Below are 19066 nucleotides of genomic sequence, written 5' to 3' on the forward strand. Positions count from 1 at the left end.
TCTCTTTAAAACGCATAATATATAGTATGTTAAAAGCCTACAAATATCGAATCTACCCTAGCAAAAAACAAAAGGAAATGATACAAGTTCATTTTGGTGCATGTAGATTTGTCTATAACTGGGCTTTAGAACAAAAGATAAAAACTTATGAACAAACTGGGAAATCAATATCGAGGTTTGATTTCCAGCACATTTTAGTCCATGAAGTAAAACCTTCTAACGAATGGTTAAAAGAAGCTAATTCACAGGCTCTACTTGCCTCTTTAGTAAATATAGAATCAGCATTTACTAAATTCTTTAGAGAGAAATCCGGATTTCCCAAGTTCAAGTCTAAGAAAAATCCGGTTCAATCATATCAAATGCCTCAACATTATGCGGTAGATTTTGAGAAGCAGATAATTAAGCTTCCTAAAATAGGTGAAGTTAAAACCATACTTCATAGAAGGTTTGAAGGCAAACTTAAAACCGCAACAATTTCAAGATCAAGTACAGGAAAATATTATATCAGTATCCTTGTAGATAATGAAAAAGATATTCCTGAAAAGCAGAACTTTTCAGAATCAACTACAATAGGTATTGATGCAGGCATCAAAGATTTTGCAGTTATATCAAATGGAGAAAAGGTTGAAAATCCAAAATACCTTAAAAATTCTCTAAAAAGAATGAAATGTTTGCAAAAAAGAGTATCGAGAAAAGTTAAAGGCTCTAAGAATAGGAATAAGGCTAGACAGCATCTTTCAAAAATCCATGAAACTATTAGCAATCAGAGAAATAATTTCCAGCATCAACTCTCTTTCAGACTGATTAGCGAGAACCAAGCTATTGCGCTGGAAACTCTGAATGTTAAAGGTATGGTAAAAAATCATTGTCTGGCTCAGTCTATTTCCGATGCTTCGTTGAGTAGTTTTGTAACAAAATTAGAGTATAAAGCTGAATGGTTGGGAAAAACCATTTTACGAATAGGAAGATTTGAGCCATCTTCTAAATTATGCAATGTTTGTGGGCATCACAATTCTAATCTAACTCTTGATGTTAGAGAGTGGACGTGTCCTGATTGCAAAACAAAGCATGACAGAGACGTAAATGCTGCAATCAATATCAAAAAGTTCTCTCTTCAAGATCAAAATCTTATAGTTATCTGACACCTATGGAACGTAGGGGATGAGCTTGTGGACTTGCGAACGGTAGTTCGAGGGATGAAGCAAGAAGCCACTTCCTCGCTTTCATCAGAAAGCAGGGAGGGGTAGTTCACTTGTGATCCTTCTGGCCTACGTTATAAATTCTCTTGCAGGAAACTTTATTCTGAAAAGAGTATTACCTGCCAAAGACAGGTATACTCTGAGGAAAACCGTATCAATTCTTATTACGGTTCTCGCTCTTGCCTCATTTTTTGCAATCTGGATTGAGAGAACCAGCACCCTGATTATTGCCTATGGAATTCTGAGCGCAGGAATTGCAATAGCGCTTCAGGACCTCCTTAGGAGCATAGCAGGAGGAATTATGGATAATTATATCCAAATCCCTTTAAAGCAGGAGACATGATTCAGGTGGGTGACAATATAGGCGATGTGCTGGATACCGGCAATTTCAGCACCAAAATTATGGAGATTAGGGAGTGGGGAAACTCGGACCAGTACACGGGCAGGATAATTCAGCTGCCGAACAGCTTCGTCCTTAACCAGCCGATTAAAAACTATACTCGGGACTTCTCTTTCATCTGGGATGAGATCCGAATTATGCTTATCTACGGAAGCAACTGGAAAAAAGCTCGGGAAATTGCCCTCAATATTACAAACCCCGTAGTAAAGGAATTAGAATCCCGGGCAAAAGAAGAACTCATGCGCATGGGAGAGAAGTACTTCATATCCACCTATGATGTGAAGACCAGCATCTATACATCGATAGGAGAAAACTGGATTGAAATGAGGCTCCGGTATGTGGTTGACCCAAGAAAAAGGAGAGCAGTCAACAACCTCCTTACCTCAAGAATTCTGGAAGCTTTTGAAAAAGAGGAGGATATCGTTGTTGGGACCGTTGTCAGCATTGACGCGGTGAAAGCTTCTACGAAAGAAGAATAAAAAAGAAGTGATATAAAAATTGACTTCTCTGCTTCCAGAACAAGGTCCAAACACAAAACATTAATTTCATGCCGTATATTCTACAATTTCAATGTATAGAGTAGTCCGGATTCAGTCTGAAAAAGGCGAGGAAATAAGGGAAAAAGCAATTGCCGGAAAATTTCTGGATACTACAAGAAAAATCCGGAAACTTCAAATCAGGGAAGGCACTTTTCTCGAAATTCCTGTCACAGAGGCAGCAGGTGAAACAATTGAAGGATTCCCTGTAATTGAACAGGAAGATCCTGAATTCCTTAAACCTTCGTCTTCTCTCAAAGAATACATGAAAGACTTCCTCTCCGAAACCGAACTTGTTCAGGTTCCTTCGGGCTGGCACGTACTCGGAGATATAATTATAGTCACCATTCCTGAAAGCCTTGATGAAAAAAAGTTCCTGATAGCCGAAGCTCTCCTCTCCATATACCCGAAGTGCAGGAGCGTTGTCAGAGATTTCGGAATCGAAGGACAGTTCCGCCAGCCCAAAAGAGAACTCCTTCTCGGCAGCGGGACCGAAACCATCCATAAAGAGCACGGCTGCTTTTTCAAGCAGGATGTAACAAAAGTGATGTATTCCAAAGGGAACCTTGAAGAAAGGAAAAGGATGAGCAAGCTAGGGAAAGGCGAAATTGTTGTGGATATGTTTGCAGGAATAGGATATTTTTCAATTCCCATGGCTGTCCACTCAAGGCCGAAAAGGATTACAAGTATTGAGATAAATCCGGAATCTTTTGCCTACCTGAAGGAAAACATCAGGCTAAACCAAGTGGAGAATATGATTACCCCGATTCTTGGAGACTGCTCTCAAGCTGCTCCCGAAGGAGAGGCTGACAGAGTTATTATGGGCTATGTGGGAACAACGCACCACTATCTGGAACCGGCTATAAAAGCTTTGAGAAAAAGCGGAGGCATCCTGCATTACCATGAAACAGTGCCTGAAAGTCTCGCCAGAACAAGGCCTGAAGAAAGGATAGAGAAAGCTGCCGAAGCCATGGGAAAAAAAGTCGAGATTCTGGAAACCAGAAGGATAAAAAAATATTCTCCCGGTGTCCTGCACATAGTTGTGGATGCGCGAATTTTTGAACAAAAGCTTTAAATCTGATTTTTTGGTCCGAAGCCCTCTCCAGCCTGAAAATTTATCCGGAAAATTAATGGTTATCTCACCTTTTTACTTCATGTGAGGAGAACCAGGTAAAACATTTACATCCGTGTTAAGAATCTTTCCGTAAATATTTCTTTTTTGCACAATAGGCCACCACCCATAAAGGAAAACGTTAATAGGTTCCCACATAGCAACCCAGCCGATGATAATCAGACCTTCGGAAAGCATGGTACTCAGGAGCCCGCTTTCAAAGGTTGAAAGAAGTCTGATCATAAGCAGGCAGAGAAAGAGGAAGATAACGGCAATTGTTATGTTTCTCCTCCCCCTCTGAAGAAGCCTCCTCAGGTCAATTTCCGTCAGAACTTTCCTGTAGAGGAAATGATTCTTTATTGCTTCTTTAAGGGTACGTTCCGTTTCCCGATTAAATTCGGAAGGAGGAACATATATTATAATCTCAAGAGGCTTTTTTAGAGGGAATTCTCCAACTATATTATAAATATACACTTCCGCATCTTCGTCAAGCTCTTTTTCGTGAAAAGGGGCAGGATCAAAAGAATTAAAGATCTGCATCATACTGTGAAGTTCAAGTTCAATTAAGAGCTTTCCTTCACGCTCTCTGTAAAGGGCTTCCGTCCCACTCGGGGATAAATCCACCCTCCTGGCCATTTTTTATCTACCTTCTATAGAACACTTTTTAATTCATATAAATATACTTTAAACTGTTGTTATGTTCTATATAAGGTTTTACTTCTGGTGTTCGGATATTGAGTCAGTCAGGACTCTTTTTTGACGTAAAAAGATATCCTGGAGCTTTCTCCCCTGCCTGAGACCCGGTCCCGATGTACACATCCATATGTGTGATTTTTTCGTAAATATTGCGTTTATGGACAATCGGCCACCAGCCGTAAAGGAAAATATGCACCGGTTCCCACATGGCAACCCAACCGATGATAAGGAGTCCCTCAGAAAAAAGGGTATTCACAAGGCTTTCTTCAAAAGTTGCAAGCAGCCGGATTACGAGCAGACACAAAAATAGGAAGGTAAGGGCTATTATGAAGTTCTTTCTACCCTGATCAAGAAGTCTTTTCAGTTCTATTTCGGTCAGGAGTTTTTTGTAAGAAAAATGGTTTTTTATAGCTACTTTAAGGTCAGCTTCGATTTCTGCACTGACTTCGGTAGAGGGGAGATGTATCATGATTTCAAGAGGCTTTTTCAGGGGAAATTCATCTACGGCATTGTAGATGTACTCTTCTGCTTCCGGGTCGAGATCTTTTTCTCGAAACGGAGCAGGGTCAAAAGAGTCAAAAAGCTGTAACAGGCTTTTGAGTTCGAGCTCGATTACAGGCTTGCCTGCGTGCTCTCTATAAAGAGCTTCCGTCCCTTCGCCGGAAAACCTTCTCTTCATGCCTGCTCCGGTGCCTTCTATGATATCATTTCCCCCTTGCCAGTTTCGTAAAGCATGTATCTGTATTGAAAAAACACAGCTTCTCTCTGAAGATTTTTCACTTATTTATCTGTTTGAAACCCCTGATTAATATTGGGCAGGCAAGATATAAAGCATGAGATAATCCAGAAAAAAGCATGAAATAATCCAAATGTTTGGAAAAATTATTTTGATTCACAACTCAGAAACCAGATACCGCAGACATAATTGCCTGGTGGAGTTCTTTTGGATTCCTTGAGCTGATTACGACTTTTTTCCCTGTGATGAGTTTCAGAATTACAACGAAATTCGCTTTCTTGGAAGGGGGTTTGTCCACGCAATCTTTCCCGGTAAAAGGCTCGTATGCCTGAATTTTGCACTCTTCAACAATATAAATAGGGATTTTCTTAAACGAAGGATTTAGAGGTATTAAACGGGTATAGATCCCATCCTTTCGAACCTCTGTGATATATTTTGTACAGTAGAACAGAAGGGGGAAGAACACACCGAAAACAAACCAGAGAGCTAATAAATAAAGATCAGGGACATTCTGAATTCCGGCAGGCTTTCCGAAGAAAAGGCTATGTATCTCAACGTACCAGAGTATAAGGGCTGGGTAAAGGACAGAAACCAGAAATATGTTATTGTGCAGATTCTGTACTTCTCGAAAGATCAATCCTGATTCCGGCTGTTCCATTGTAACCCCTCCCTTATAATACGGCTAATACAGCTTGACATATGCCCTGATTAACACATTCCTTCTCTTTATCAGGCAAATTCCCTTACTGCTAAAAGCAGGCACGACATACTTCCCTCAACGTCCTCACAGTAAATACATATCGTACCTTATTTAAACGCGTGCCTTTTAAAGAAACTGATTAAATAAGCAGGTATCTGCTTTTGAATGCATTTTTAACTGAAATTGTCAATTAACTGAAAATCATTCTATTTTTCTCTATTAAAACTGAGTAGAAAAACTGAGTAGATAAATCTTCCGAAAAAAAATGGAAATTCTATATTATATTTAATTTAAAAACCTGAATTATAATTAAAAATTATCCTTAGTAATAAAGTAATAATAAAAATATATAGTAAGTTATTAAATTCAAGAACATTATTGGAAAATTAATAAACAAGACGAATAAACAAGAAGATTTGATGAAATTTTGAGTTACATGATGAATTAGAAATAAGACACAGAAAAGTATATTTGAAAAACGAACAAGATAGCGCAACTATCCTTAATTCTGCATTTTTATTGCCCTTCTAACAGCTTCGGAGAGCTTTTCCAGAACCTGAGAACCAATCATCAGCTTCTTTACTTTGCACCCTTCCGCAAATTCAAAATGTACCCCTCTATTGCCCTTTGTATTATATGCTGTCCCTTTTAACCCGTAGCGTATACCCCAACCTCCGTAGTCCCTGATCGGATTGTAAGTTACTACTTCATAATTCTGGATAGTCTTGATAGGAAAAAATCTAAAAGAAAAATGAAACGGATAAAAACGAATATACAGGCCGTCTTTCCTGACCTCGGTAATCATTTTGAGGGAATAGAAAAAAAGAGGAAAAAGAATCCCGAAAACCAGCAGTAAAACAAGCATCATCCAGTCAGGGGCAGGATTGTTCCCGAAAGGTCTGTGCAGAAAGAGTTGCTGGTAGGCACCATACCACGAGAGAACTACCGGAATCCCGATGAGTCTGATCCACACCTGGTCCATCTTCTGAACTTCTCTGAAAAGAACTGGATTACATATCTTGCTCATTCCTTCAGTTGTGCAGTACATTGGACGGGCTCCGGGTACTATTATCAGTGTTTTATTGGGTTGGAAGAGAAGTTCACGAAATTGAAGGAAAATTTATACAAATTATTCTAAGACTGAAACATTGTACGGTTCAATGAAATAAACTGACACATGAATTATAATAAATATATAGAAGAACTGATTTAAAAATTATTCTAAAAAAAGTAGAGAGGAGTAGCTTATTAATAGCCCAGTCTCTCCATTTCTTTCAGCACTGCCGCACTGAAATCCGTAAAATTCTGAATACCGCCAGTCCAGGCAGCCATCATCATAGCGTCCGTGATTTCAACTCTTGTAGCTCCGAATTTCTGGAGCCTTTCAAGGATCTTCACTGCACTCTGGATATTATTGTTGGAACAGGCGATAGCGAAAACCATCAGATGCTTCTGTTTCATGGAAAGCCCACCTTCCCTTTCAGCCCAGATGGATTCATAAAAACCTGCGAGCCCTTCGCCAAAGTCCTCATTTATCCGCTCAGCATACGCAATAGATCTGGGCAAAAAGCCCTTTACTTCTTTGATTTCTTGGATATTCTTCCCCATAATAATCAATATGTCATAGGTAAGGATCGGATATAACAGTATCTCTTAATGGTATCTCTGTTAGTAAAGGTTTAGACTCATTAACCCTATAATGCAGACAGGCAAAATCACTGAGGCAAAAAATGTTATACCGCAAATTGGGAAACACGGGTGAGAAGGTTTCGATCCTTGGCTACGGCTGCATGAGGCTTCCGGTTCTTGACGGAAATCCGGAAAAGATAGACGAAAAGAAAGCAACCGACCTCCTCCGCTATGCTATTGACCACGGGGTAAATTACGTTGATGCTGCATATTCGTATCACGGTGGGATGGGTGAAGTTTTCCTGGGAAAAGCTCTTGCCGACGGCTACCGGGAAAAAGTCCATCTGGCAACCAAGCTCTCGTGCAAGCGCGTAAACTGCAAAGAGGACATGGACCGTTTCTTAAACGAGCAGCTTGGAAAGCTTCGGACGGACTGCATCGACTTCTACCTCCTGCATGCCGTAAAAAAGAGTTACTGGGAGAAGATGAAAAAATTTGGAGTCATAGAGTTTCTGGAAAAAGCTCGCACGTCCGGGAAAATCAAATATACAGGTTTTTCCTTTCACGACGATCTGGAGGTTTTTAAGGAAGTTGCGGACGCTTACGTCTGGGATCTCTGCCAGTTTCAGTTCAATTACCTGGATGAGGACTTCCAGGCCGGAATCGAGGGCCTAAAATATGCAGCTGAAAAGGGTTTTGCTGTCGTTATCATGGAACCCTTGAGGGGAGGGAACCTGGCATCAAAAGTTCCGGAAGAAGCTAAGAAGTTGTGGGACAAAGCTGAAACTAAAAGGACCCCGGCAGAATGGGCTTTTCGCTACCTCTGGAACTATCCGGAGATTAGCGTTGTCCTGAGCGGAATGTCAGAAACGGAGCACCTGAAAGAAAACCTGAGAACTGCGGAGGAAGGGTACCCCAATTCTCTTTCAGCTGAAGAAAAAAGCCTGATCTCTGAAGTAAGTAACATCTACAAATCCAGAATCAGGGTTAACTGCACAGGTTGTAAGTACTGCATGCCATGCCCGATGGGTGTAAATATTCCGCGTAACCTCAGTTATCTGAACGATATTTTTATGCTTGATGATGTAGGGAATGCCAGATTTCAGTATGGAGTTCTTCTGTTGCCGGAAGAGAAAGCTGGAAATTGTATTGAATGCGGGGAATGTGAAGAGGTCTGTCCGCAGAATATTAAGATAAGGGAAATGTTAAGGGAAGTAAGAGAGTTTATGGAGATGTGAAGGAGAATTAAAGTTTCTTGAATATAGCCATTTTTTCATTTGAATTTTCAAAATTCTGGTTTCCGCGGACCTTCAGGAAATCGTTATTTTGTCTTCAAGACTTAGAGCGTTAAGTCCGCAGGAAGTCTCTTTCAGGGAACGCATGAAATCAGCTCTGATTCTTGCGATCATTTCTTCAGGCCGCGTACAGCAAAAGAGGATCGGATCACCTTCAAGGATCTGGACATAACCCTTTTTCTCCATACCCCTGAGGATGCCGTAAACTTTGGCCCTTGGAACACCGGAAGCTACGAAAATTTCACTGGCTCTTGCTTTGCCCAGACAGACAAGAGCATAGTAAATTTTTGCTTCATTTTCTGTGAAACCAAGCCTCTGGAGATTTTTTATTAGTTTAGAGCTCATACTCGTTTCCTCTGGAGGGACAAACGGAAAAAAATCAATATATTATTTTCATCCATTATTCAATTCGCGGTTCAAACCGCAGGCATTTAAATCCTTTTCCGTCATTCTACAAGCTGTCTGCAAACAAAATATTTTTTTTCTTCTCATGTTCTTTCAAACTGCTGGGGCAGCTGTTACTGTTGTCGCTCTTCTCTTTTCACGGCGGGTGTCCATCATCACCATGAGAGGCGGGAAGACTATAAAGGTAGCAAAGATTGCCAGACAAACGTCAATTACCGTTACAAGCCCGAAATTGCTCAAAATGGGAAATGGAGAGAATATAAGAGCCGAAAACCCGAAAACCGTTGTAGCTCCCGAAGCTATAAGGGCTGAGCCTGTGGTAGTTACTGCCTGGTTGATCGCTTCTACAGGGGTCAGGCCATTATCTTTTTCTTCAAAGTAACGTTCCATCATCAGGATAGAGTATTCGGATCCAACACCAAGAATCAGAGACCCGAGAACTGCAGTCATGGGTGTATAGGGAATATCCAGCCCTGTCATCACAAGACCCGACCAGCCCACTACAATAAACATGGGGATTATTGGGGAGAGAGCTTTCACCGGGTTTCTGTAAACTACGATTAAACCTATCAACACAAGCCCTACGCCAAGCATGGTCATAAGGACTCTTCCGCTTGTAAGGGCACTGATTATATCAATCATTGCTACACTCTGACCGGTAATAATGACAGCAACACCAGGAGGAGGCTGCATCCACTGTACATCTTCCCGTACAATATCCCGCAGTTCTTTTATGCCTGTTATTTCGATATTCTCCATGGCCTGCCCTATATCAAGGTCAATTGTAAGCAGCTGGTTACCCAGCATATATTCTTTCTTCTGGCTTTCCGGGATTTTTTCGTATATTGCCTGTATTTCCTCGGAGGTTTCAGGGATTGTCCCGCCATTTCGCTCCTTTACAAGGTCCACTACACTTGTGGTCCCGTATATTTGGTCCCTGTTTGTAACTTCATGCCGGCTGAACTCTTCCATCCACTTCAGAACTTCAGGGTCGCTGTTATCCTTAACTCTAAGGATAATATTGAGATGGTCTCCAGTTCCTGAAAGCAGGTCCTGCATTTGTTTGTAATTCACAAGGGAAGGCATATCCTGTGGAATGAAGGAGTTTGTGTCGGTCTGGATAGGAACTGATTGATCTGCGTAAAGCCCCGCAAAACACGTAAGCAGAGAAATAACCAGAATAACTCTTGAATGTTCTATAGTAAAGTCGGCGACTTTTATCAGGGCTCTTTCAAGGGCTTTAGCTTTCTGAACCTTTGACGATGAAACATTTGAAGGGAGGGTTTCGGTTTTGATTTCTTCTTTCTTTTTAAACAACCCAAAAGGGTTCTTCCTGAAAATCCAATCGAAACTGTACAGAGTTACCAGTCCGAAAAAGAGTGCAGAGAGGTAACACATAACGATGCCTATCAGAAGCAGTTTTCCAAAATCCTGGATCATAGGTACGGTGGAGGTAAAAAGTGGGATAAAACCAAGAGCCGTCATTGCCAGGGCGATCAGGACGGCAGGACCTGTATGTTTTACCGTGCGGATAAGGGCTTCTTCCGAACTGTTTCCGGCATGGATTTCTTCTTCTATCCTGTTATGAAACTGAATAGCATAGTCAATTCCCAGCCCTATCAGGATAGGAAAAGCTGCCATGGAGACCATTGTCATTGGCACCCCGACATATCCCATAAACCCGAAAGTAAAAAAGACACCAAGAAGCACAACTGGTAGAGGCAAAAGTCCCCACCTTACATGCCTGAAGACCAGAAGGAGCACGAAAACCATAAGGATGGAGGCTATTCCGAGCAGCAGACCCAAACTCTGGGTCATCTCTTTGTTGATATCAACCCGCAGGGCGGGAGAACCGGTAACTATGAGGCTGTATCCCGGAGGAAAAGTAGCTTCTTTGAGCGAGATGTCCAGGGCATTAAGGATATCTTTCTTCTGCTGATCAGTTGCGCTGCCTGAAACTTTTATCACTATCATCATATGAGTCTTGTCAGGCATGAGAGATTCGAACAGAGCCGGCTGGCTATCAAGTACTTCCTTAATCTCCCGATCCGAATCGGGGATCCTGGACCTTCCAGAGATTTTATAATTGATCTGCTTTATTAGCACAGCAGGACTTGTGACAGACTGAACTCCCGGGACAATCAACATCTGCTGCTCCAGCCTGTTCGTAGCTTTCATTACAGCTTCAGACGCAACCTCATCTCCCTGAACCATCACTACAATGCTGTCGGTCTCGAAGTTTTTCTTAAAGAGGTGATCGTAGTCTTTGTACAGTTGTGTACCTTTAGAAACAAAAGTTTCCGTCCCGGAAGCCATCTCGATCAGCTGTGTCCCCTGAAGGGAAATCAGGATAAGAAGGAATATCATGACAATTATAGCTGGGCGGTTACTCTGGATTAAAATCCCTAATTTTTCGAATATGTTTTTTATGGCGGTGCCCCCTTATAAGTAGTATTTCCTTTTTCTGGAAAGTTATCAGCAGTTATTCAGGAAAAAATCCACAGCCACGGCTGGTCAAAATAAATTTCTCCATGAAAAAAATCAGGTCAGACTACTTTCATAGGACCATATAAAAATGCTTGCAGGTACAGGCTCAAAAGGACTGAAGGCAACATTTTTTGGGGTATAGAGATTCAGCTGGAACCGAATTTCGGGGTCAGTTTTTCGCCAGCTCTTTCGGGTTTGCAGTACTATTTATAATATATCCTTAATGCTTTTTGATGACTTACTTCTTAAGGAGCTGACTAAATTCCTGCAAGCATTTTTTCTACGTTTCTGTGTATTTTCTTTTAGACATCCCTCCTATTTTTTACAGGCACTTCTCTCCAGGGTTATTCTCCTGCCTCCAGTCTGGAATCGATTATTCTCAGGAAATTTACTTCTGTTTTCAGGCAGGCTTCATACCTTTCAATATCCTGCTCGCCAAGAAAACCTATGACGGAAGCGTGGATCTCTTCTATTATTCCCAGAATGATTTGATAGTACCTTTCTCCTTTTTCAGTTAAGGATATCAGAACTTTTCGCCTGTCTTCCGGGTCTATTCTTCTTTTGACAATTTCCTTTTTTTCCAGGGAATCTACCATTCTTGAGAGGCTGCTTCTATCCAGGTTCATACACAGGCCAAGGTATGAAGGGATGACTTCCCCCACCGTGCCGATTATCATGATAACTGTAGGTTGTTGTTTGCTAAGATTTTCGAGTCCTTCCAGTTTGGCTCTGGAAATACGCTGAAAAATTTCTCTATCAATCAGTTTGTTGTAGAGCATCTCCCTTTCCAGAAGCAACAGGTAGCTTTCTCTTGTTTTTTCTTTATCGTACATATTTCCTCAGGAACGCCATATCTGTAACTGCAGGGCGCAAAGGTACTGTTTTGAGCCCTGAACCTTAAGCTGGATTCAGCTCTGGTCTTTAAGCGTCTGGGAGTTTACATGAAGTTCATTTAATGAAAACTTACTGTTTGACAGCAATAAACGATGCAATTATCAATAAACGATGCAATTATCAATAATTAACAATTACAACAAATAACAATATAATATTTAAAGTTATCTAATTTTTATAATAGTTTATAAAGCAGTCTGGAAATATGACAAAACAGTCCTCAGACGGCAATTTATTAATTACAGAACGGTATCCTGAACTTAAACAAATAAAAATATTCAGATCCAATTCCGGAATATGCAGTTCATCAGTTTTTAAAATTTATCGTTATCTACAAGATCTAAAAGCAAATTTTAGAGATAGTAGTAAGGCTGCGCAAGACAAGCAGATATGAGCAAAATATCACCCAAAAACACTCGAAAGCAAAATACAGCATTTTCAGATACAGGCTCTGAATTTTCCTTTTGCCTGAAAACTGGCAGATTTACTTTATTAGAGAATTACAGTATTTTAACAGTCGGTATATGTATAAAGAATCCGATGGTGAAGGCTTGTCCTAATATGGAGGACTCAACTGTGAGATTGAAGGATATATCTGCTAGAGAATGTCTATATTTAACTTCTAATTGTTAAAAAGGGTACTTCAATACAATTTACAAGGTCATGGCCTTTTAAAAAATAAAGTAAAGCTTTATAAAGCTTTAAATTTACTTTCTGATTTTTATTTTATATTTAAAAAATAAGTATCTTTATATTTTCATTTTCCCAGTGAGCCTTGAACTTTTGTTCTAAGATTAAAAATAAAATAGGAGGAAAAAAATGAATTTCAATAAGAAGTCTATTTTTAAAGTTATGGCGTCTGTCTCTACCGTATTGATGCTGTTGGCTTTACTTCCTGCAGGAGTCTCTGCAGCAGCATGTAATCAGACAGATAGTAACCAGGCAGCATGTGTCCAGACAGCCGATGAACAGGCAACATGTAATGTAACATGTAATGGAGACTGTAGCCAGACAAACTGTGATGGAACCTCCTGTAACGAAACTTCGTGTGATGTCACTTCCTGCGATGGAATCATGTGTGATGAAACTTCATGTGGCGAGACATGCTGCAATGACGAAACATGCTGTAATAGAACTGCATGCGATGCGGGCTGTGACCAGGAAAATCGTAACGACGACTGTAACAGCACCTGCTGTAACGGAACTTCCTCTGAAGGAACTTCCTCTGAAGAAAACTGCTGCAATGGCATATGCGGGGAAACTTGCTGTGTAGGAACCTGCGGTGAAGCAAACTGTGACAGTGAGTGTGATCAGGCAACCTGTGATGACTGCTGTGAAGGAGATTGCGGTGATGGAACCTGCTGTAAAGAGTCCTGCACCCAATCCGGCTGTGAAGGTGACTGTGAACAGATAAGCTGCAATGGGACCGAGTGCAATAATGCCTGCGGACGTATTGCCTTTGATGGTAACAGTGGTACAGGATACCTTGAGAATGGAATATGCGACCTGTCTGGACCCGAAGGCAACTATGGCTTTGACTGCACACAGACAGAGAGCCTTGAGGGAGCCTGCCCTGTACAGGCTGCATCAGCCTGCAACTGAAAGCCTTGAAATGACCTTTTCAGGCTTAAGTAAAAGATAAATTCGGGATTTCGAAAGCCTCTAAATTCAGCTATCTTAAATAAATGAATATTAACAATCAGTTGAAAGAGGTCGTTGAAATTCTCTTTAATTTCTTTTTTTGCATATGCGAAATGAGACTTTGCATATAACAGGGTATTTGATGATTTTTTTACTGATTTTCAATCAGGTGAGACAAAAGTTCCCTATATTGTGGGCAGAACCGTCAAAAAGACAAATAATCGACAAATTTCGAGTCCTTTCTACCTCTTACTGCATCTACCAAACAGCCTGATATGGTCTTTTTTCTGCAAATGGAGTAGCATTATTGAAATTACTGATATACATCTTACTGATAATATATTTCTATATAAACTAATTTTTAACAGACCTAAATTCGTTTTACTCACAAAAACCAAATTTTTCCCCGAGAAAAAAGTGAGGCAGTTTATCTAATTTCAGGGTGATTAAGAAATTGAGCAAGATGTCAGTCTATCTTTCCAATAAGAGATTGTTCGTTTTACTGCAGTGAAATAAACAATCTCTCTAAATTTATTAGAACTTTTCATTAAATACAGGTCTTATCCAATCAATTTATACCGCTGTGATAATTTCATCTACTACAGATCTGTCTCCCTGAAGCTCATTTTCAGCATCTGGATCGAATAGCATAGTGAAATTGACATAGGCAACTTCTCCAGGAGATAATTTATTATTTCCATTAATTTTAACTTGACCAGCTTGATTAAGATCATCAAGATCAATGTAATCATTTTCGTTATAGTCAGTGTAAAGATTGACGATGCTTACATCATTATATCTCATTTTAGTTATTTGAATCCACTTACTGATATTAGTTTTTCCTCTGTTAGTTCCGGCTTCGTTGGTTATTCCAAGTAGAATTTCAGCTTCTCGCTCAGCATCTGTATCATCACTAATCTCTATATCAGTAACATCAATTTCCAAATAGACATCATTTGCTTCGATAGACTTTGGGTCATTATAAATATATATTGATTCTTTTTTGGAAAGGCCTGGAGGAACGTTATCAAAGTGAAAAGTATGACTTATATTAATGTCCAGAGCTTTTATGGTAAATGTGTTATTTTCACATACCTCTGTATCACTAAAATATGCTTTTGTTCCGACACTGGCTAAAATTATAGCTATACTAATGACAAATAAGCTCAAAATTACTTTTTTGCTTTTCATCTTAATATCACTCTTACGCACATACTATAACTTATTTGGTGGTTATTTGTATGTTTTATTTTTCACCTGGCATTTTCCACTGAAGATGTGTCGTAAAAAATATACAATACATTATCATGAATTATGAAATAAGCACAAGATTCGATATCCCTGATCACGCGTTCACTCATATCAACAGCAGCATCTATAAGGTCCTGAAGTGAAGAAATCTCAACCTGTCTAAGAGAACTCCAGTTATCTGGAATTTTACCCTTGCTAATAAATTCTTTAAAAGAAGAATATGTCTCTTCTTTTTCTAATTTTTTGATATATTCAGGATCAATTTTATTCATTTTTGTGCATGGGAGAAGTATCCCTACTAGAATTATGCTAAGCAGAAATAAGGAAAGAGGCAGTTTAATTACCGATACTGAAGGCTCCTTTTTAATTCTTAATTTCTCATATGTATCAACGTTTTCACTAAATTCCAGTTGATCAGGTATCTTATAATATGCAGAACTGATTATTAGGGGTAAAGCAAAAGCTGTTGTATTGCTAATTTTTTCTCCATTTATTTCTCCCTCATAATTGACATGAGTAACAATTTCTATCGTTGTATCCGATGAATATTTTAGCTGGTTCTGTATTTCTGTTACCTTTGACTGGATCTCCGATACATTAAGGGAAAACTCATGGATAAGTACATCTTTATTCTCAATGCCAGTATATTTTATTTCTTTCACAGGAAATTCCTTTTCCCATATAATTTTCTTACTCTCTCCAGAATTCTCCTTACTGGTTGCAACAACCAAAGTTTCGCATTCTACACTAAGAATCGCGGAATCTGTAGCATTCAGGTTATATGCAAATGAAACATCAAGAGTAGGAGACGCAGCAAAAAAATACATTGGTTTTCCCATTTCAAGTCGGGTTCCTTTGGAATAAAGAGGATTTTTTTCTGTTACAGGGGCTGTGTACGTATATTTTCCGTGTTGCGTATAAGAAGAAACTAACTCTTCTCGTTCTTCGTATAAATCTTTTGTATATGTTTCATAAGCCCAAGAGCTGAAAAATATTATCCCCATCCCTAATACAACAATAAACATTCTAGAGTTGTTTATTAATTTATTTTTCAGTTTAAGGAACAATATTCTCAGCATATTATCTCTCGCAATAAGTGTACCAATTTATTACTTACTTATGAACTCAAACATATTTAAATTTTTCATATTGTCCAGCGTGTTATTTTTATTCCCCTGCTTTTATTCATTATCATTCTAACAATACATCCTTATCAGGATAAAATCTTATTTTTTTAACAAAGATTCATGCATTTGTAACTTCGAAAAATCTTCCATTAAGAATTGTTATTAGTCTTGGAGCATAATATGATATTTATAAATTTAAAGGACTATTGAAGCAAAAGGTTAGGACTAAACACAGGCTAATGTTAGACAGAAGAGATAATGGCAGATTCAATTTATAATAAAGTGCAGTTACTCTGATACCTGCGTAGAAGAATCAAATCTTCTATTCTCGAAAATAAGAGAAACAGAAAGAAGAAATCTGAAGGAGATCTAAAAATTTAGTAAAGAGTCGTATGCGAAAATATCAGTAGAAAGGTTCTTTTCAAAAATAAAAAAATGGGATTCCGAAGAGTTGTCATAAAGTATAAAAGATCGGATAGAATATTCAGGATGTTAGTAGTAATAGCAACATTCTTTATTTGGAAAAGAGTATAGGGGCAGTTTTGAAATGGGCACAATAACAATTTGATTTCTGTTTTTTATATAGTATCAAATATAGTTCCGAATAAAACTGTCAGATTGATGATTATTGTATAGCATCGAATAAAAATAAACAGAATTTCATTCTAATGAACATCCAAACATCCTGATGAACGTTCTGATGAATATTTGCATGTCTATACTAAATTGAGCTTTCTTTTCCACAGAAAAAACAAGCGATTAAACCTTCCTCTTTTAACCTTTCTTCCGAGTTCTATCTTTCTATACCACAAAGGAAATATAGATAATGTAAAAATCGAGGTATAAAACACAATCTCTGCAACCACAGGTAAATAGGGATTTATTTCTGCTAGCGAAATTACCCAGAATACAGGTAGGATATAAGGTGCTGAACTTATCTTTACACGCATGTTTTCGGGAGCATTAACTAGAATTTCACTATATGGGGGAATCACTGCGTACCAAGGTTCGATAGCAAACCTATTCTTGGAATCTTCCGGCAGAAGCACGCATACGGAAGGGAGAAAATATGAGCTTTCTACCGTGTTCTCCTTCTGAAGGACCGCAGGTCCGTTCTCTCCCAAATTACTCAAAATAGTTCCTGTAAAAATAAACCCGCTTACCAGAACGACTGTTGCCAGCCGCTTTCCCCGGATAGTAAATGAAATACGTCTTGAGATCTTTTCCTTCTTATTTTCAGCTTTACGAGCACTAATAGGGTTGGAATATCTAATTATTGTCTTGATTTCGTCCAGAACTATGACAGTTGCCGGAATTATTACCGTGAAAAAGAAAAATATCTTGTTCTTAGAAGTTTCAGGAAGATACCCTGCAAATGGAATAACAAAGACAAGTTTTCCAACTACTTCCGATGCCGGAACTTTAAAAATATCTTCCTCCTCGTTTGCATCCCCTTTCGTCCTGAAGATCCGTTCCTCTCCTTCTTCTATACCGATAATCCTATGTGTTACAAATGTATCTTTGCCTCCAGGATCTTGGAAAGCTATAATATCTCCGGCCATGAGTCCATCCGGAGTGACGGATTTCACAACTATTATATCTCCGGGCAGCATCACCGGAGTCATACTTCCACTCAGTACGACCAGAGTCTTTTCCGATCCTAGCACAAATGGAATTAAGGCACTTGCCAGAAATATGGCAACTAGAAAAATAATTGCTATCTGAATAACTCTTTTTTTCATAACTCCGTCTCCGATCGGAATTTATCTCCCTAGGCTTCCGAAATATCCTAACATTATTCTGGATCCGTTACAAAACTCTTTACAGATTCGTCTTCCATAGTTATGTTAATAGTAAACGGAGCAATTTCCGAAACATCACCATCAAAATAGATTTTTACCTTTGCAATAGAATTTGCTTCAAGCAAATGGTCTGACCCGTCAATTATTTCTCCAGACGAATTGTTGCCGCTGAAGAATTCCCTTCCTTCTATCGTTATCTCTGTTATACGACTGGTATTCCCTTGAGGGACATTCCACCATGCCTGAGTTTTGTCAATAGTTACACCCCAAGTTCCACTGATATTGAAAGTAATCCCATTAAATTTTTCGTTGTTTTCTGTGTTTTCTATAAGTTTGCTGTCGGATATTGTTAGAGAGTCAGCTTCATTGCCGGCTGGAACTACAGCAGTAGTTTCGGTTGAATTTTCGTCCGGAGCTTCAGTTGAATTTTCATCGGAAGTTTCGTCAGGAGTTTCGGAAGGAACTTTATTATCGGGGAGTGCTTGGCTGCTGCCGGTAGAGGCAGCTCCGCTCTCCCATACACCTGCAGTAAGTGTATTTCCGGTACTTTGCTCCATATCGGAAAAATATGCGAATGTACCGATAGTACTTGTCCATATACCGTTCAGTGATAAAAATGAAGCAAACAGCAAGCAAAAAAGTATTAATTTATTTGTAATTTTCATCCTTATTTCTCCCGTTATCCATTAAATTCTTTACTTCTTGAATTATCAGGATAAGAGCTGGCACAATAACAAGTATGAGAAATCCCGTTAAGGTATTAGCAAAATGTATAAGAGCACCCAGATAAGGAATTTTAAAACGCATAACTCCGATTACATCTTCAGGTACCACCACATAGTTGTCCGCATACGCGCATCCGTCTCCTTTTGTTCTATAACCTTCAGGTGCAAATCCTATTACTCTGTGCGTGATTATGAATGGTAAGGGATTATCCTCAAATTGATAATAGTAAGATATGATGGTCCCTAATTCAATGGAAGTCTCCCTGGAATCTATCACAATGATATCATTCGAGGTTATTGTGGGCTCCATACTGGTGCCCGTTACAGTCATAAAACGAAACGGGCCCGTTGGAATCATGGTACATATGATAGGGGCTATTAAGATAATCAGGAGTATTACAGTAAATGCATCTTTTCTGTTCATATGTATTG

At 39.2% G+C, this 19066-nt stretch carries 19 protein-coding genes; 6 read left to right on the top strand and 13 right to left on the bottom strand.

The window, feature by feature from the left end:
* Positions 1–26: 26 nt before the first annotated feature.
* The 4 genes from tnpB to MSHOH_RS09955 all read left to right on the top strand — a co-directional run bounded on the left by tnpB (position 27) and on the right by MSHOH_RS09955 (position 3210).
* A complete protein-coding gene (tnpB, locus tag MSHOH_RS09945) occupies positions 27–1142 on the top strand; it encodes an IS200/IS605 family element RNA-guided endonuclease TnpB (protein ID WP_048139324.1) in 1116 nt (371 codons plus the stop codon).
* Positions 1143–1254: 112 nt separating this feature from the next.
* Positions 1255–1542: a mechanosensitive ion channel family protein gene (locus MSHOH_RS25640; protein WP_275425567.1), complete on the top strand. Its 288-nt coding sequence runs from the start codon at positions 1255–1257 to the stop codon at positions 1540–1542.
* Positions 1539–2078: a mechanosensitive ion channel family protein gene (locus MSHOH_RS09950; RefSeq protein WP_269851823.1), complete on the top strand. Its 540-nt coding sequence runs from the start codon at positions 1539–1541 to the stop codon at positions 2076–2078. Before MSHOH_RS25640 ends, MSHOH_RS09950 begins: the two co-directional genes overlap by 4 nt.
* A 91-nt stretch (positions 2079–2169) precedes the next feature.
* Positions 2170–3210, top strand: coding sequence for a class I SAM-dependent methyltransferase (locus MSHOH_RS09955; RefSeq protein ID WP_048139326.1), 1041 nt, complete (start codon positions 2170–2172; stop codon positions 3208–3210).
* A gap of 72 nt (positions 3211–3282) precedes the next feature.
* On the opposite strand, the gene MSHOH_RS25170 is transcribed toward MSHOH_RS09955, so the two are convergent.
* The 5 genes from MSHOH_RS25170 to MSHOH_RS09980 all read right to left on the bottom strand — a co-directional run bounded on the left by MSHOH_RS25170 (position 3283) and on the right by MSHOH_RS09980 (position 6986).
* On the bottom strand, positions 3283–3882 hold the full coding sequence (locus tag MSHOH_RS25170) for a hypothetical protein (RefSeq protein WP_239451316.1): 600 nt from the start codon (positions 3880–3882) through the stop codon (positions 3283–3285).
* A gap of 103 nt (positions 3883–3985) precedes the next feature.
* Complete coding sequence (locus MSHOH_RS09965) at positions 3986–4621, bottom strand: hypothetical protein (protein WP_158024109.1); 636 nt, start codon at positions 4619–4621, stop codon at positions 3986–3988.
* Positions 4622–4841: 220 nt separating this feature from the next.
* Entirely contained in the window at positions 4842–5336 is a 495-nt protein-coding gene (locus tag MSHOH_RS09970) for a DUF6141 family protein (protein ID WP_239451317.1), read from the bottom strand.
* Positions 5337–5880: 544 nt separating this feature from the next.
* Positions 5881–6426, bottom strand: coding sequence for a DUF6141 family protein (locus tag MSHOH_RS09975; RefSeq protein ID WP_082089304.1), 546 nt, complete (start codon positions 6424–6426; stop codon positions 5881–5883).
* Positions 6427–6626: 200 nt separating this feature from the next.
* Positions 6627–6986, bottom strand: a complete 360-nt coding sequence (locus MSHOH_RS09980; RefSeq protein WP_048143353.1) for a carboxymuconolactone decarboxylase family protein — start codon at positions 6984–6986, stop codon at positions 6627–6629.
* Between the two features lie 122 nt (positions 6987–7108).
* On the opposite strand from MSHOH_RS09980, the gene MSHOH_RS09985 reads away from it, so the two are divergent.
* On the top strand, positions 7109–8245 hold the full coding sequence (locus tag MSHOH_RS09985) for an aldo/keto reductase (protein ID WP_048139328.1): 1137 nt from the start codon (positions 7109–7111) through the stop codon (positions 8243–8245).
* 72 nt (positions 8246–8317) lie between these two features.
* Here the strand turns inward: MSHOH_RS09985 and MSHOH_RS09990 are convergent, their stop codons facing one another.
* From MSHOH_RS09990 to MSHOH_RS10000, 3 genes are all read right to left on the bottom strand, one after another.
* Positions 8318–8647, bottom strand: coding sequence for a TrmB family transcriptional regulator (locus MSHOH_RS09990; protein WP_048139330.1), 330 nt, complete (start codon positions 8645–8647; stop codon positions 8318–8320).
* A 153-nt stretch (positions 8648–8800) separates the two neighbouring features.
* Positions 8801–11074, bottom strand: coding sequence for a hydrophobe/amphiphile efflux-3 (HAE3) family transporter (locus tag MSHOH_RS09995; RefSeq protein WP_239451318.1), 2274 nt, complete (start codon positions 11072–11074; stop codon positions 8801–8803).
* 464 nt (positions 11075–11538) lie between these two features.
* A complete protein-coding gene (locus tag MSHOH_RS10000; protein WP_048139335.1) occupies positions 11539–12027 on the bottom strand; it encodes a MarR family winged helix-turn-helix transcriptional regulator in 489 nt (162 codons plus the stop codon).
* Positions 12028–12907: 880 nt separating this feature from the next.
* Between MSHOH_RS10000 and MSHOH_RS10005 the strand changes: the two genes are divergently transcribed.
* Complete coding sequence (locus MSHOH_RS10005) at positions 12908–13690, top strand: hypothetical protein (protein ID WP_048139337.1); 783 nt, start codon at positions 12908–12910, stop codon at positions 13688–13690.
* Positions 13691–14302: 612 nt separating this feature from the next.
* Here the strand turns inward: MSHOH_RS10005 and MSHOH_RS10010 are convergent.
* The 5 genes from MSHOH_RS10010 to MSHOH_RS10030 form a co-directional block, all read right to left on the bottom strand.
* Positions 14303–14920, bottom strand: a complete 618-nt coding sequence (locus tag MSHOH_RS10010) for a TasA family protein (RefSeq protein ID WP_048139338.1) — start codon at positions 14918–14920, stop codon at positions 14303–14305.
* Positions 14921–14982: 62 nt separating this feature from the next.
* On the bottom strand, positions 14983–16059 hold the full coding sequence (locus MSHOH_RS10015; protein WP_048139341.1) for a DUF5305 family protein: 1077 nt from the start codon (positions 16057–16059) through the stop codon (positions 14983–14985).
* A gap of 764 nt (positions 16060–16823) precedes the next feature.
* Positions 16824–17849 carry a signal peptidase I gene (locus MSHOH_RS10020; protein ID WP_048139343.1) on the bottom strand — a complete coding sequence of 342 codons (1026 nt, stop codon included), beginning with the start codon at positions 17847–17849 and terminating at the stop codon, positions 16824–16826.
* Positions 17850–17902: 53 nt separating this feature from the next.
* Positions 17903–18574 (bottom strand): SipW-dependent-type signal peptide-containing protein, encoded by a 672-nt coding sequence (locus MSHOH_RS10025; RefSeq protein WP_048139345.1) that lies wholly within the window; start codon positions 18572–18574, stop codon positions 17903–17905.
* A complete protein-coding gene (locus MSHOH_RS10030; protein ID WP_048139347.1) occupies positions 18558–19058 on the bottom strand; it encodes a signal peptidase I in 501 nt (166 codons plus the stop codon). Before MSHOH_RS10030 ends, MSHOH_RS10025 begins: the two co-directional genes overlap by 17 nt.
* Positions 19059–19066: the final 8 nt, after the last annotated feature.

The sequence above is a fragment of the Methanosarcina horonobensis HB-1 = JCM 15518 genome (assembly GCF_000970285.1).
Taxonomy (GTDB): domain Archaea; phylum Halobacteriota; class Methanosarcinia; order Methanosarcinales; family Methanosarcinaceae; genus Methanosarcina; species Methanosarcina horonobensis.

Coding starts and splice junctions, on each gene's coding strand:
- MSHOH_RS09970 (WP_239451317.1), bottom strand. CDS start 5,336: ATGGAACAGCCGGAATCAGGATTGATCTTTCGAGAAGTACAGAATCTG.
- MSHOH_RS09975 (WP_082089304.1), bottom strand. CDS start 6,426: ATGTACTGCACAACTGAAGGAATGAGCAAGATATGTAATCCAGTTCTT.
- MSHOH_RS10020 (WP_048139343.1), bottom strand. CDS start 17,849: ATGAAAAAAAGAGTTATTCAGATAGCAATTATTTTTCTAGTTGCCATA.
- MSHOH_RS10005 (WP_048139337.1), top strand. CDS start 12,908: ATGAATTTCAATAAGAAGTCTATTTTTAAAGTTATGGCGTCTGTCTCT.
- MSHOH_RS09950 (WP_269851823.1), top strand. CDS start 1,539: ATGATTCAGGTGGGTGACAATATAGGCGATGTGCTGGATACCGGCAAT.
- MSHOH_RS09965 (WP_158024109.1), bottom strand. CDS start 4,621: ATGAAGAGAAGGTTTTCCGGCGAAGGGACGGAAGCTCTTTATAGAGAG.
- MSHOH_RS10030 (WP_048139347.1), bottom strand. CDS start 19,058: ATGAACAGAAAAGATGCATTTACTGTAATACTCCTGATTATCTTAATA.
- MSHOH_RS09995 (WP_239451318.1), bottom strand. CDS start 11,074: ATGATATTCCTTCTTATCCTGATTTCCCTTCAGGGGACACAGCTGATC.
- MSHOH_RS10025 (WP_048139345.1), bottom strand. CDS start 18,574: ATGAAAATTACAAATAAATTAATACTTTTTTGCTTGCTGTTTGCTTCA.
- MSHOH_RS10010 (WP_048139338.1), bottom strand. CDS start 14,920: ATGAAAAGCAAAAAAGTAATTTTGAGCTTATTTGTCATTAGTATAGCT.
- MSHOH_RS09990 (WP_048139330.1), bottom strand. CDS start 8,647: ATGAGCTCTAAACTAATAAAAAATCTCCAGAGGCTTGGTTTCACAGAA.
- tnpB (WP_048139324.1), top strand. CDS start 27: ATGTTAAAAGCCTACAAATATCGAATCTACCCTAGCAAAAAACAAAAG.
- MSHOH_RS09985 (WP_048139328.1), top strand. CDS start 7,109: ATGTTATACCGCAAATTGGGAAACACGGGTGAGAAGGTTTCGATCCTT.
- MSHOH_RS09980 (WP_048143353.1), bottom strand. CDS start 6,986: ATGGGGAAGAATATCCAAGAAATCAAAGAAGTAAAGGGCTTTTTGCCC.
- MSHOH_RS09955 (WP_048139326.1), top strand. CDS start 2,170: ATGTATAGAGTAGTCCGGATTCAGTCTGAAAAAGGCGAGGAAATAAGG.
- MSHOH_RS25170 (WP_239451316.1), bottom strand. CDS start 3,882: ATGGCCAGGAGGGTGGATTTATCCCCGAGTGGGACGGAAGCCCTTTAC.
- MSHOH_RS10015 (WP_048139341.1), bottom strand. CDS start 16,059: ATGCTGAGAATATTGTTCCTTAAACTGAAAAATAAATTAATAAACAAC.
- MSHOH_RS10000 (WP_048139335.1), bottom strand. CDS start 12,027: ATGTACGATAAAGAAAAAACAAGAGAAAGCTACCTGTTGCTTCTGGAA.